Source organism: Streptomyces sp. NPDC006332 (assembly GCF_040612855.1).
Lineage (GTDB): Bacteria > Actinomycetota > Actinomycetes > Streptomycetales > Streptomycetaceae > Streptomyces.
The window spans coordinates 173,382-186,621 of record NZ_JBEXRA010000010.1 but is presented as its reverse complement, the minus strand read 5'-3'; the positions used below and the strand labels follow the sequence as shown (position 1 = coordinate 186,621).

The window sequence follows — 13,240 nt, the reverse complement described above, 5'->3', positions numbered from 1 at the left end:
CGTGTCGGACCCGATGCGCCCCCGCGCCTCCCTCCGTACCGCCGTGGTCTGGGAGGTCCTCCAGGACGCCCTCGACCGTCGGGTCAAGGCCACGGGTCGGGAGTCGCTGGACGTCCTCGACACCGGAGGTGGCAGCGGCAACTTCGCGGTGCCCGTGGCCCGCCTCGGGCACCGTGTCACCGTCGTCGACCCCAGCCCGAACGCGCTGTTCGCCCTGGAGCGCCGCGCCGCCGAGGCGGACGTCGCCGACCGGGTGCGGGGCGTCCAGGGCGACGCCCACGGCCTCTTCGACGTGGTCGAGCGCGCCGGCTACGACGCGGTGCTGTGCCACGGCGTCCTGGAGTACCTGGACGACCCCGCCGAGGGCGTCCGCAACGCGGTGGCCGCCCTGCGCGCCGAGGGCGTCCTCAGCCTGCTCGCCGCGGGCCTGGGCGGCGCCGTGCTGGCGCGGGCCCTCGCGGGCCACTTCAAGGAGGCCCAGCGGGCCCTCGGCGATCCGAACGGCCGCTGGGGCGAAGGCGACCCCGTACCGCACCGCTTCACCACCGAGCAGCTCACCGGCCTGGTCGAGGGCGCGGGCCTCCGGGTCGCCGCGGTGCACGGCGTACGGGTCTTCGCCGACCTCGTCCCCGGTGTGCTGGTGGACACAGACCCAGGTGCCCTGGAGGCCCTGCTCAAGCTGGAGGAAGCCGCGGCCGAGCTCCCCGCATTCCACTCCGTGGCCACCCAGCTCCATGTGCTCGGCGAGACCCGCGGGGCCGACGAGGCCTGAGCCGTCCCGCGCACGGGGCGAGGGCCGCCTCGCTGATCAGGTACTTGAGTGCACATGGAGTACGCCACAGGCCCCCCGATCGTGCGCGCCGCGCCGTATGATCGAGGGAGACCGTCCGGCATGACGGGTCGGCCGCTGGGGAATGGAATCTTCAGCGAGCCGGGACTTCATGGCGGGATCCGGTTGGCCAATTGGCGCAGAGGGGCGGGTTTCACGGGGGCGATTCCCTGCCTATCCTGAAGGGACCCCCTAGTCGCCCCGGCGACTGCACGATGAGGAGGACTCCGTGCCGCTCTCGGAGCACGAGCAGCGAATGCTCGAGCAGATGGAGCGAGCGCTGTACGCCGAAGATCCCAAGTTCGCGACAGCGCTTGAGGGAAGCGGGCTGCGCACGTACACCCGGCGACGGGTCTACCAGGCGGTCGCGGGCTTCCTCGTGGGTATCGCGCTCCTCATGGCAGGAATGGTCGCCAAGCAGGTCTGGCTCAGTGTGGTGGGCTTCCTGGTCATGCTTGGTTGTGCGGTGCTCGCGGTGACCGGCTGGCGCAAGGCCCCCAAGCCGGGCGAACAGCCCGCTGGTGGACCACAGGCCCGCCGCCAGGGACGGCAACGGCGCTCCATGATGGACAGGATCGAACAGCGCTGGCAGCGGCGCCGCGACGAACAGGGCCATTAGCTCGAGAAACAGCTCTCACAGACAGGTGAGGGGGTGACCATCCGACGGGTGGTCACCCCCTCACGTATGCCCGCGGCAAGCAGCCCGGTCGGCATCGGGCGCACAGCGACCTCGTCACGGATGCGGACGGCTGAGCCTCTTCGGACGCACAGGAGCGGGCCCCGGGCCACATCGACCCGGGGCCCGCTCCTGTGCTGTGGAGCCTGGGCCGCGGAGCCCCCTCAGCCGAGGGGACCCCAGGAGACGGCCGACAGCCTCAGCTCTCCTGCCCCGACGGCTTGCGCGGGCTCGGCCGAACCGCCGCCACACGGGCCACGAGACCGGCCCACCACTCCGACAACGTCCACACCACCCGTATGGCGGAACGCGGGGCCACCACCGCCCGCAGTCTTGTGCTCCCACTGACCGTGCTCCGCAGCCCCACGACCGCCCGGCGGACGTCCTGAGCGAGACCCGTCGTCGGGCGCGGCCGCGGCGCGTAGAGGACCTGTTCCACGGCGTCCGCCACCCGGTGCACCGAGGCCGCCGCCGCCGGGTCGAGACGTCCGAGCCGGACGATCCGGGCGGCCGCCGTGCGCGGGGTCTGCGACTCGTCGGGTTCGATCCCGACGTCCCACGCCGTGTCGGTCAGCTCCTGCCAGACCGCCAGAGTGGTCACCGCCACATCGGCCTCACCGCGGCCGTGACCGCCCAGCCGTACCGCTCTGGTCCGCAGCCGCCACAACATCGGCGCCATGGGGATCGCCAGGGCGGCCAGGCCACCGAGGACCCACGCCAGCAGCACGTACCACCTCGGACCGTCGTCGTTCCCGGCGACAGCGGCCTGCGGGGACTGGCTCGCGCAGCCGTCCAGCTTCCGCTGCTGCGGTGTGCAGGCCTGGCTGGCAGACGGGGCGGCGGAGGGCGCCGTGCTCGCCGACTCGGACGGCTGCGAGGGGTCCGGAAGCGTACCGCTGGAGGTGTCCGGGACGGTGTACGACGGCACCGTGCCCCGGCTCGGGGTCGGCTCGAAGCGGGTCCAGCCCACGCCCTCGAAGTACAGCTCGGGCCAGGCGTGGGCGTCCTTCAGTCCCACCGCCACCGACCCGTCCGCCTGCGGGGAGCCGGGCGCGAAGCCCACCGCGACCCGCGCCGGTATGCCCAGGGAACGGGCCATCGCCGCCATCGCGAAGGAGAAGTGCACGCAAAAGCCCTGCTTGTCCTTCAGGAAGCGGGCGATCGCCTCTGAGCCGCTGCCGACCTGTACCTGGGTGTCGTACTCGAACCCGCCGGTCACGGCGAAGTAGTCCTGGAGCGCGACCGCCTGCTCGTACGGGTTCGTCGCGTTCCCGGTGACCTTGCGGGCCGTGGCGGCCACCACGGGCGGCAGCGAGTCCGGCAAATCGGTGAACTCGCGGGTCAGGGCCGGAGGGGGAGCCGGCGCCGAGGCGAGCTGCTCGGCCGTCGGCTGTACGTCCAGGCTCTTCACCTCGTACGTCACACCACGGGTGTTCTGGCCGTGGTCCCCGACGAGCGTCATTCCCTCGGGTTCGTAGCGCCAGTTACCCCCGATCCGCACCCCGCTGGGCGGGTACGGCATCGGCAGCCAGTCCTGGGCGTACCAGTCGGCCGCCGTGATGGTCGTCTCGATCTCGGTGCGCTTGACGTCGGGTCCGAGGCCGATGGGGGTCGGGAACCCGCCCCTCGGTACGGCGGTGATGGACCGCTTGGCGGGCTTCCAGGTCGTGCCGTCGAAGTCGTCCAGGGACACGATCCGCAGATAGAGGTTGGAGATGTCCGTGTCGGCCTCGGGGCGCAGGGAGAGCACCTGCCGGTCCTCGTCCACGTTCAGACTGTCGCGCAGGGAGACCAGCGGGTTGACCGCGGAGATGGTGCCGCCGCCCCCGCGGCCGGAGCCCACGCCCGCCCCGGTGCCGTCCAGCAGGCCGCCGTTCATCGCGGGCAGCGCCAACGGCACCACGAGGGCGACGCCCAGCGCGACCGCACCGATGCGGCGCCCGGTGCGAACCGGCGCCACCGTCCCGGACTCCTCGCCCGGAACGCGTGCCGCCCCGCCGAAGAGCCGGCCCCACTGGGACAGCCGCTCCCGCCCCTCGGCCAGGAGCATCAGCAGATAGCCGGCCGCCGCCACCAGGAACCAGAGCCAGTCGGTGCCGCCGTCGGACAGTCCCGCGGCGACCGAGTACAGCGCCAGCAGCGGCAGGCCGGCCGGGGCCGCGCTGCGGAAGGTGACCGCCAGGGCGTCCACCGCGAGCCCGATGATCAGCACTCCGCCGACCAGCATCAGCCGGATGCCGTCGGACTCCAGCGGCGCTGGGATCGCGTACCGTGCGATGTCGTCCGAGCCCTGTCGCAGCAGGTCGGCGAAGTGTACGAAGGCGTCCGGGCCGGGAACCAGCCCGGCGACGGCCTGCTCGCGCGCGAAGGTCACCGTCAGCAGAAACAGCGCGACCAGGGCCTGTGCGGCGACGGTCAGCGGCCGGGCCAGCGGCACCCGCCGGGTCGCCGCCCCCACGCCCGACTGCACCGCCAGCAGGAGTGCGGCCTGCAGGATCCAGGTGGTCGGCCGGACCAGCGGCAGCAGGGCGCATGCGGACATGAGTGTGGCCGCCCAGGCGCACAGCGCCAGTCGTACCCGCCCGCTCATGACCACCCCTCCCCGGTGCCGAACGCACCGACCCCGGTGCGTTCCCGCTCCGCCTGGCGCCACAGGTCCTCCAGCGAGACGCCCCGGGGCACATTCAGCGCAGTCCAGCCCGCCTCGCGCAACATCCGCAGCCGCTCCCCGCCCCGGTCCGACGGGTCGGACCCCTCGCCCGGCTCCCGCACCCAGCCGGCGCTGTCCAGCAGGAAGGCGACCGCTCCGCCGCTGCGCTGCCGCATCTTGCCGGCGATCGCGGCCTGCTCCTCGTCGAGGTCGCCGAAGAAGGCCACCAGCAGTCCTTCGTTGCCGCCGCGCAGCACGTCGTAGGCCCGGGACAGACCCGCGCCGTCCGAGTGGTCGATCACCGCGAGGGTGTCCATCATCAGCCCGGCCGCGTCCGCCGTCCCCTGGCTCACCCCCGCGAACCCGTCGGCGCCCTCGCCGGGCACCGAGTTGCCGGTGTCCGTCAGCAGCCGTACCGAATAACCCCGTTCCAGCATGTGGACCAGGACCGACGCGGAGCCCGACACCGCCCACTCGAAGGCGGAGTCGGGGCCCGCGCCCTCGAAGGCGAGGCCCCGGGTGTCCAGCAGGACCGTGCAGCGGGCGCGCTGCGGTTGCTCCTCGCGGCGCACCATCAGCTCGCCGTAGCGCGCGGTGGAGCGCCAGTGCACCCGGCGCAGGTCGTCGCCGTAGCGGTAGCCGCGCGGGATGATGTCGTCCTCGCCGGCCAGCGCCAGTGAGCGGTGCCGCCCGTCGCCGTACCCCGTCGCCTCACCGCTGAGCCGCACCGGCGGCAGCGGCTCCACGCGCGGGATCACCGTCAGGGTGTCGTACGTCGAGAAGGACCGGGTCAGCTCGCACATCCCGAACGGGTCGGTCAGGCGAAGTTGCAGGGGGCCGAGCGGATAGCGGCCGCGCAGGTCGGAGCGGACCCGGTAGGACACTTCGCGGCGGCCACCCGGCTCCACCCGGTCGAGCACGAAACGAGGACGCGGACCCAGCACGTACGGCACCCGGTCCTGGAGCATCAGCAGTCCGGTGGGCAGCCGCGAGACGTTGTCCATCCGCAGGTGGACGCGGGCCTCGCTGCCGGCCGGTACGCGCGCGGGGGAGAGCCGGCGGCTGCCGGCCACCCGGTAGCGGGTGCGGAAGAGCACGGTGACGCAGATCAGCGGCAGCGCGGCCAGCAGCAGCCCGACCCGCAGCAGGTCGCTCTGCCCGAGAACGTACGCGCAGATGGCCGCGGCCACACCGGCGGCGAAGAAGGAGCGGCCACGGGTGGTCAGCCCGGCCAGCGCGGTGCGGATCCCGCCCTTCTCGCCGTGGTCGGCCTCCGCCGGCCCGGTTCCCCCGGAGGTCATCACAGCCTCCGGGGCGGCTGCGAGCCCAGCGCGGTCGCGCCGCGACCCAGACCGATGCCGCCCTGCTGGGGCGCGGAGGGCACCGGGGTGCGCTGCAGGATCTCCTGCACGACCTGCTCGGCCGTACGGCGGTTCAGCTGGGCCTGCGCGGTCGGCAGCAGACGGTGGGCCAGGACCGCGACGGCGAGTGCCTGCACGTCGTCCGGCAGGGCGTACTCCCGGCCGCTCAGCGCGGCGGACGCCTTCGCCGCGCGCAGCAGGTGCAGCGTCGCGCGCGGGGAGGCGCCGAGTCTGAGGTCGGGGTGGGTGCGGGTGGCGGCGACCAGATCGACCGCGTACCGGCGGACCGGGTCGGCGACGTGGACGCCGCGGACGGCGTCGATCAGCTTCAGGATCTCGTGCGCGTGCGCCACCGGCTGGAGGTCGTCCAGGGGGTTGACCCCGCCGTGGATGTCGAGCATCTGCAGCTCGGCCTCGGCGCTCGGATAGCCGATGGAGACGCGCGCCATGAAGCGGTCGCGCTGGGCCTCCGGCAGCGGGTAGGTGCCCTCCATCTCGACCGGGTTCTGCGTGGCGACCACCATGAAGGGGCCGGGCAGCTCGTAGGTCTGCCCGTCGATGGTGACCTGGCGCTCCTCCATCGACTCCAGGAGCGCCGACTGCGTCTTCGGCGAGGCCCGGTTGATCTCGTCGCCGATCACGATCTGCGCGAAGATCGCGCCCGGCTTGAACTCGAAGTCCCGGCGCTGCTGATCCCAGATGGACACCCCGGTGATGTCCGAGGGCAGCAGGTCTGGCGTGAACTGGATCCGTCGCACGGAGCAGTCGATTGACCGCGCCAGTGCCTTGGCCAGCATGGTCTTGCCGACGCCGGGGACATCCTCGATCAGAAGATGTCCCTCGGCGAGCAGTACGGTCAGCGAAAGCCGTACGACCTCGGGCTTGCCCTCGATCACACCCTCCACCGAACTGCGGACACGCTCCACAGTGGCGGTCAGATCAGTGAGGCTCGCTCGATCGTCATAGGTCGTCACCCGGCCCTCCTCGGCCCGTTCTTTCCGGGCCGACGCACTCGATGCGCGACTGGCCCACCCCGGAACACGGACACCACACGAGGAAAGTTCCGCGTGACGTCACACCCGCATTCTTGCTGCCGTTACCGTTTCGTGTCACTCGCCTGTGGATAACCGCCCGCGATATGTCAGGGCTTGCGGTCTTTTGAGTGCGCGAGGGCCGGGAATTAACAGCGAAACGACAGCTGCGTCGGTCGGTCGCGAGGGTTCGCGCGGTCCGCCGGACGTCCGCGCGGGGCCCGCTGGACGCCTACGCGGGGTCGATCTCGCGCAGCAGTCCGGTCTTCACGTCGAAGACGAAACCGCGTACGTCGTCGGTGTGCTGCAGGAACGGTGAGGTCCGCACGCGCTGCATCGACTGCCGTACGTCCTGCTCGACGTCCCGGAAGGCCTCCACCGCCCAGGCCGGACGCTGGCCGACCTCCATCTCCAGGTCGGTGCGGAACTCCTCCGTGATCGCCTCCAGGCCGCAGCCCGTGTGGTGGATCAGGACGACGCTGCGGGTGCCGAGCTTGCGCTGGCTGATGGTGAGTGAGCGGATCACGTCGTCGGTGACGACACCACCGGCGTTGCGGATGGTGTGGCAGTCGCCGAGTTCCAGGCCGAGCGCGGCGTGCAGGTCGAGTCGTGCGTCCATGCACGCCACGACTGCCACGCCCAGAACGGGCCGGGCGTCCATACCGGGGTCGGTGAAGTCGGCCGCGTAGCGCTCGTTCGCCTCGACGAGACGGTCGGTGATGGTGCCGCCAGTCACTGTGGCGGCTTCGGGACCTGCGGGAACCGATGCGGAAGTCGTCATAGCCATCACCGTACTGGTCACGCTCGATCCGGGCCCGGCGTGAGAGTGGACAAAGAACGCCATTGAGTTCTGTTGTGAGCTAACCCACACGGGGGGCGCGAGTGTGACCGTACGAGTGATTCTTCCCGTTTCGCCGTATCGACGCCGCCCCCCAGCGCGACGCGCAGGCCGGTTGATTGACCGTGCCAGGCCGTGGACTAAAGTGACGCGAAGCGGGAGGCGAGGTCTCCCTGCGGACTGTTTTCCCTGGAGATCCCGGCGATTTTCCGGAGATCTCCCCACGTGCGCGGCGCGTACGTACGGCTCGGCCTCCTCCCGCTCCCGGTCGGCTGACGCTCCCGGCGCCGGCAGGCCTCCCCCCTTCACCGGGGTCGCCCCCCGGCGAACCTGGGGGAGGGCGGGGACCCGGCGGTGCGTGCGGCCCGCGCCGGACCTGAGAGGGCCCAGATTCGATGGGGCGCGAAGCGCATTCGAGCAAGGGCGGTGGTGGGCGACAGGTGGGAGCCGGCCGACACGTCCCGGTGATGCTCCAACGGTGCCTGGACCTGTTGGCGCCCGCCCTGGAGCGGCCGGGAGCGGTGGTCGTCGACTGCACACTCGGCCTCGGCGGCCACAGCGAGGCCCTGCTGGCGAGGTTCCCCGAGGCCCGCCTGGTCGCCCTGGACCGGGACAAGGAGGCCCTGCGCCTGTCCGGCGAGCGGCTCGCGCCCTACGCGGAACGCGCCGACCTCGTCCACGCGGTGTACGACGAGCTGCCCGAGGTCCTGGACCGGCTCGGTGTGCCGCGCGTCCAGGGCGTCCTGTTCGACCTCGGTGTCTCCTCCATGCAGCTCGACGAGGCCGACCGGGGCTTCGCCTACGCCCAGGACGCCCCGCTGGACATGCGCATGGACCAGACGACCGGGATCAGCGCCGCCGAGGTCCTCAACACCTATCCGCCCGGCGAACTCGTCCGGATCCTCCGGGCGTACGGCGAGGAGAAGCAGGCCAAGCGGATCGTGTCCGCGATCGTGCGGGAGCGCGACAAGGAGCCGTTCAGCAACAGCGCGCGGCTCGTGGAGCTGATCCGGGACAGCCTGCCGCAGGCCGCCAAGCGCACCGGCGGCAACCCGGCCAAGCGCACCTTCCAGGCCCTGCGCATCGAGGTCAACGGTGAACTCTCCGTCCTGGAGCGGGCGATCCCGGCCGCGGTGAAGGCGCTGGACGTGGGCGGACGGATCGCCGTCCTGTCGTACCACTCGCTGGAGGACCGGCTGGTCAAACAGGTGTTCGCGGCCGGCGCCGCCACCACCGCGCCGCCCGGGCTGCCCGTCGTCCCCGAGCGCTACCAGCCGCGGCTCAAGCTGCTCACGCGTGGTGCCGAACTTCCCACCGAGGAAGAGATCGCCGAGAACCGGCGGGCGGCACCGGCGCGACTGCGCGGAGCCGAGCGCGTCAGGGAGGACGTCGAGTGAGGCAGACGCAGGGGCGGGGCCGCCCGGTGTGCGGCCCGGGCCCGGGGGCGGGCAGGTCGGACATCGGGACTCAGGGGGAGGGCGAGTGAGCAGGAAACCCCAACTGAGGGGCAGGGCCGCCCGGCTCGCACGGCTCATCCCGGTCTCGGCGGGCTCCGGCCAGGCCGCCCGCACCCCGTTCGTCCTGCTGGTGGTGCTCCTGCTCGGCGGTGGCCTGATCGGGCTGCTGGTGCTGAACTCCGCCCTTTCCGAAGGTTCGTTCAAACTCGACGACGTGCAGAAGGGGACGACGGACCTCACCGACGAGGAACAGGCTCTGCAACGGGACATCGACGCCTACTCGGCCCCCGAAGCGCTCCAGCGCCGAGCCCGCGAACTCGGCATGGTGCCAGGCGGCGACCCCGCCTTCCTGAACCCCGATGGCACCGTCAAGGGCGTACCGAGCCCCGCCGCCGAGGCCCAACCGGCCTCCGTACGCGTCCCGCTCGCGCCGGCCCCCGAAGCGATGGGCCTGGAACACCGGCTTCCCCCGGCGAACGGCACCCCGGCCCCGACGGCCACCGCGCCGACCGGGACGCCCACGCCCGTCGCCCCGGCCCCCGCCGGGCCGGCCGTTCCCGCGCAGCAGGCCGGGCCGGCCCCGGCGGTCCCGTCCCTCACGAACCCGACTCCGACCCCCGGCAGGTGACGGAAGTGTCCGACAGGCAACCGCCGCGCCGCCGCGTGCCCCGCCCCGCCCGTCCCGAACGACCCGCCCGTCCCGTCGCCCGGCGCGGCCAGGGCTCGGGCTCCGGCGCCCGCCCGGCCCGCCGACCGGCGCCCCGCCCCGCGGCCCCCAACGCCATCCGGCTGGGCAGCCCCCGCCCACGGCTGCGCATGGTCGGCCTCGCCCTCGCCCTGGTCCTCATCGCCTTCGTCGTACGACTGCTCCAGGTGCAGGCCGTGGACGCGAGCACGTATGCCGCCAAGGCCCAACAGAACCGGTACGTCGGCTACACCCTGGCCGCCGACCGGGGCGGTATCACCGACCGCGCCGGCGTGGCCCTCGCGACCAGCGTGGACGCGTACACCATCACCGCCGACCCCACGCTGTTCACCCGCAAGCAGCTGAAGGTCGACGACGGGCCCGAGCAGGCGGCCGCCCTCCTCGCCCCGATCCTCGGGGTCGAACAGGACACGCTCGTCAGGAAACTCAGGCCCGCGAACCCGAACCTGCGCTACACCGTGCTCGCCTACCGCCAGACCCCGCAGGTCTGGAAGCAGATCAAGGACCTGAAGACGGCGCTGGCCGACAAGGCGGAGACCGACCCGGGCACCGTCAACGCCCTCGCGGGCGTCCTCGCCGTCCCCACCAGCAAGCGGGTGTACCCGAACGGAGATCTCGCCGCCGGGATACTGGGCTGGGTCAACGCCGAGGGCAAGGGCGCCGGAGGTGTCGAGCAGCAGCTCAACGGCCTGCTGTCGGGCAAGGACGGCAAGATCCGCTACGCCCAGGCCGGGGGCCGCCAGGTGCCGACCGTGGGCTCCACCGAGACGCCCGCCGTGCCCGGCAGCGATGTCGAGCTCACCGTCGACCGGGACATCCAGTGGGCCGCGCAGAACGCGATCACGGAGCAGGTCAAGGAGTCCGGGGCGGACCGCGGCTACGTGGTGGTGCAGGACACCCGCACCGGTGAGATCCTCGCCATGGCCAACTCGCCCGGCTTCGACCCGAACGACCTGTCCAAGGCCAGCTCGGTGAACATGGGCAACGCGGCCCTCCAGGACGCCTACGAGCCGGGCTCCACCGCCAAGGTCATGTCGATGGCCGCGGTCCTGGAGCAGCACGCCGCCACCCCCCAGACGCATGTCGTCGTGCCCAACCGCCTGCACCGCGGCGACCGGCTGTTCAAGGACGACATCGACCACCCGACCTGGTACCTCACGCTCAACGGCGTGCTCGCCAAGTCCAGCAACATCGGCACCATCCTCGCCACCGGCCAGCTCGGCAAGACACAGCGGCAGGCCAACCAGGTCCTCTACTCCTATCTGCGCAAGTTCGGCATCGGCGGCTACACCGGACTCGACTTCCCCGGCGAGACGAAGGGCATCCTCGCGCCGCCCGGCACCTGGTCGACCTCGCAGCAGTACACGATTCCTTTCGGCCAGGGCGTGTCCCTCAACGCGGTGCAGGCCGCCTCCGTCTACTCCACCATCGCCAACGGCGGTGTACGCCTCGAACCCTCCCTCGTACGCGGCACGAAGGGGCCGGACGGACGCTTCACCCCCGCCGCGAAGCCCAAGGAGACAAGGGTCGTCAGCGCCAGGACGGCCAAGACCCTCGCCAAGATGCTGGAGTCCGTCGTGGACGACGAGGAGGGCACCGGCATCAAGGCGCGCATCCCGGGGTACCGGGTCGCGGGCAAGACGGGCACCGCCAACCGCGTAGATCCGGCCACCGGCAAGTACAAGGGCTACACCTCCTCGTTCGCCGGATTCGCGCCCGCCGACAAGCCCCGCGTCACCGTCTACTGCGCCATCCAGAACGCCACCAAGGGAAGCTACTTCGGCGGCCAGATCTGCGGACCCGTCTACAAACAGGTCATGGAGTTCGCCCTGAAGTCGCTGCAGGTCCCGCCGACCGGGGCCAAGGCCGTCAGCTTCCCGGTCACCTACAAACCCTGACCGGCCGGGCCCCTGGTCCGACCAGTCAGGACCCCACGTCCTGATCAGCACCGAGCACCCAGGAACCACCTCGTGACAACGATCACCCCCGATCCCGGGAACCAGGCAACGCCAGGCCCCTCACTTCGCTCCGAGGCCGGTGCGCCCGGTACGCTCACCGCCGTGCCACACCCTGATCAGCCCCGAACCACCCAGAAGGGCGCACCCGTGACATATCTGGGACCGCCCCGCCCGGTCCAGGTCTCCGCCACACCCCTCGCGGAGCTCGCCGATCAACTGGGTGCCGACATGCCGGCCGGCCCGGCCGACGCCGAGGTCACGGGCATCACCCACGACTCGCGCGCCGTGCGCCCCGGCGACCTGTACGCCGCCCTCCCCGGCGCCCGCCTGCACGGCGCCGACTTCGTCACCCAGGCCGCCGGCCTCGGCGCGGTCGCCGTGCTGACCGACCCGACGGGCGCCGAGCGCGCCGCCGCCACCGGACTGCCGGTGCTGGTCGTCGCGGACCCGCGGGCGCTGATGGGCGAACTGGCGGCCACGATCTACGGCCACCCGGGCCGCGATCTGCTCCAGATCGGCATCACCGGCACCTCCGGCAAGACCACCACCGCCTACCTCGTCGAGGGCGGCCTGCGGACGGCCTGGGCCACCGGCGAGAGGGACCGGCGCGAGGCGTCGTCGGTGGAGGGCGGTGGAGAGCATCGGGTGGGCCTGATCGGCACCGTCGAGACGCGGATCGGCGACGAGCGCATCAAGTCCGAGCGCACCACCCCCGAAGCCACCGATCTCCAGGCCCTGTTCGCGGTCATGCGCGAGCGGGGCGTCGAGGCGGTCGCGATGGAGGTCTCCAGCCACGCCCTGGTTCTGGGGCGGGTCGACGGCTGTGTCTTCGACCTCGGTGTCTTCACCAACCTGAGCCCGGAACACATGGAGTTCCACTCCGGCATGGAGGACTACTTCCAGGCCAAGGCGCAGCTGTTCACGCCGAAACGCAGCAGGCTCGGCGTCGTCAACTTCGACGACGAGTACGGGCGCAGGCTGGTCAAGGAAGCCACCGTCCCGGTCGTCACCTTCTCCGCCGAGGGCCACCCGGACGCCGACTGGCGTGCCGAGGACGTCGAAGTCGGGCCCCTGGACTCGACGTTCACCGTGGTCGGCCCCAAGGAGGAGCGGATCACCGCCCGCTCGCCGCTCGCCGGGCCCTTCAACGTGGCCAACACCCTCGCCGCGATCGTCACCCTGGCCGCCGCCGGCCTCGACCCACAGACCGCCGCCGACGGCGTCGCCGCCGTGCCGGGCGTACCGGGCCGCCTGGAGCGGGTGGACGTCGGGCAGCCGTATCTCGCGGTCGTCGACTACGCCCACAAGACCGACGCCGTCGAATCCGTCCTGCGGGCCCTGCGCAAGGTCACCGAGGGGCAGTTGCACGTGGTGCTCGGCTGCGGCGGCGACCGGGACACGACCAAGCGGATGCCGATGGGCGCCGCCGTGGCCCGGCACGCCGACACGGCGGTGCTGACCTCCGACAACCCCCGCTCCGAGGACCCCCTCGCGATCCTCGCGACCATGCTTCAGGGCGCGGCCTCCGTACCGGCACACGAACGCGGCGAGGTCCAGGTCTTCGAGGACCGGGCCGCCGCGATCGCCGCCGCGGTGTCCCGCGCGCGGCCCGGGGACACCGTGCTGGTCGCGGGCAAGGGCCACGAGCAGGGCCAGGACATCGCCGGCGTGGTCCGTCCCTTCGACGACCGCCAGGTGCTTCGCGAAGCTATCCAGAAGACCCAGGGATGAACT

10 protein-coding genes are annotated in these 13,240 nt (G+C 72.1%); 6 read left to right on the top strand and 4 right to left on the bottom strand.

Annotated features, from left to right (window positions below):
* Position 1: 1 nt before the first annotated feature.
* Positions 2 to 772 (top strand): methyltransferase, encoded by a 771-nt coding sequence (locus tag ABZ027_RS12430; protein WP_356767200.1) that lies wholly within the window; start codon positions 2 to 4, stop codon positions 770 to 772.
* Between the two features lie 286 nt (positions 773 to 1,058).
* Positions 1,059 to 1,448, top strand: a complete 390-nt coding sequence (locus ABZ027_RS12425) for a DUF3040 domain-containing protein (protein WP_356767198.1) — start codon at positions 1,059 to 1,061, stop codon at positions 1,446 to 1,448.
* A 256-nt stretch (positions 1,449 to 1,704) separates the two neighbouring features.
* Here the strand turns inward: ABZ027_RS12425 and ABZ027_RS12420 are convergent, their stop codons facing one another.
* The 4 genes from ABZ027_RS12420 to ABZ027_RS12405 form a co-directional block, all read right to left on the bottom strand.
* Positions 1,705 to 4,095 carry a DUF3488 and transglutaminase-like domain-containing protein gene (locus tag ABZ027_RS12420; RefSeq protein ID WP_356767196.1) on the bottom strand — a complete coding sequence of 797 codons (2,391 nt, stop codon included), beginning with the start codon at positions 4,093 to 4,095 and terminating at the stop codon, positions 1,705 to 1,707.
* The gene (locus tag ABZ027_RS12415; RefSeq protein WP_356767194.1) at positions 4,092 to 5,456 is read right to left on the bottom strand and encodes a DUF58 domain-containing protein; all 1,365 of its coding nucleotides are present in this window, start codon (positions 5,454 to 5,456) and stop codon (positions 4,092 to 4,094) included. Before ABZ027_RS12415 ends, ABZ027_RS12420 begins: the two co-directional genes overlap by 4 nt.
* The gene (locus tag ABZ027_RS12410; RefSeq protein ID WP_356767192.1) at positions 5,456 to 6,490 is read right to left on the bottom strand and encodes a MoxR family ATPase; all 1,035 of its coding nucleotides are present in this window, start codon (positions 6,488 to 6,490) and stop codon (positions 5,456 to 5,458) included. Before ABZ027_RS12410 ends, ABZ027_RS12415 begins: the two co-directional genes overlap by 1 nt.
* A gap of 289 nt (positions 6,491 to 6,779) precedes the next feature.
* Entirely contained in the window at positions 6,780 to 7,328 is a 549-nt protein-coding gene (locus ABZ027_RS12405) for a carbonic anhydrase (protein WP_356767190.1), read from the bottom strand.
* Positions 7,329 to 7,825: 497 nt separating this feature from the next.
* On the opposite strand from ABZ027_RS12405, the gene rsmH reads away from it, so the two are divergent.
* The 4 genes from rsmH (at position 7,826) to ABZ027_RS12385 (ending at position 13,237) form a co-directional block, all read left to right on the top strand.
* Positions 7,826 to 8,782 (top strand): 16S rRNA (cytosine(1402)-N(4))-methyltransferase RsmH, encoded by a 957-nt coding sequence (rsmH, locus tag ABZ027_RS12400; protein ID WP_356767188.1) that lies wholly within the window; start codon positions 7,826 to 7,828, stop codon positions 8,780 to 8,782.
* 85 nt (positions 8,783 to 8,867) lie between these two features.
* On the top strand, positions 8,868 to 9,470 hold the full coding sequence (locus tag ABZ027_RS12395; RefSeq protein ID WP_356767186.1) for a hypothetical protein: 603 nt from the start codon (positions 8,868 to 8,870) through the stop codon (positions 9,468 to 9,470).
* The gene (locus ABZ027_RS12390; protein ID WP_356767184.1) at positions 9,467 to 11,446 is read left to right on the top strand and encodes a penicillin-binding protein 2; all 1,980 of its coding nucleotides are present in this window, start codon (positions 9,467 to 9,469) and stop codon (positions 11,444 to 11,446) included. Before ABZ027_RS12395 ends, ABZ027_RS12390 begins: the two co-directional genes overlap by 4 nt.
* A gap of 207 nt (positions 11,447 to 11,653) precedes the next feature.
* On the top strand, positions 11,654 to 13,237 hold the full coding sequence (locus ABZ027_RS12385) for a UDP-N-acetylmuramoyl-L-alanyl-D-glutamate--2,6-diaminopimelate ligase (RefSeq protein ID WP_356767182.1): 1,584 nt from the start codon (positions 11,654 to 11,656) through the stop codon (positions 13,235 to 13,237).
* Positions 13,238 to 13,240 lie beyond the last annotated feature (3 nt).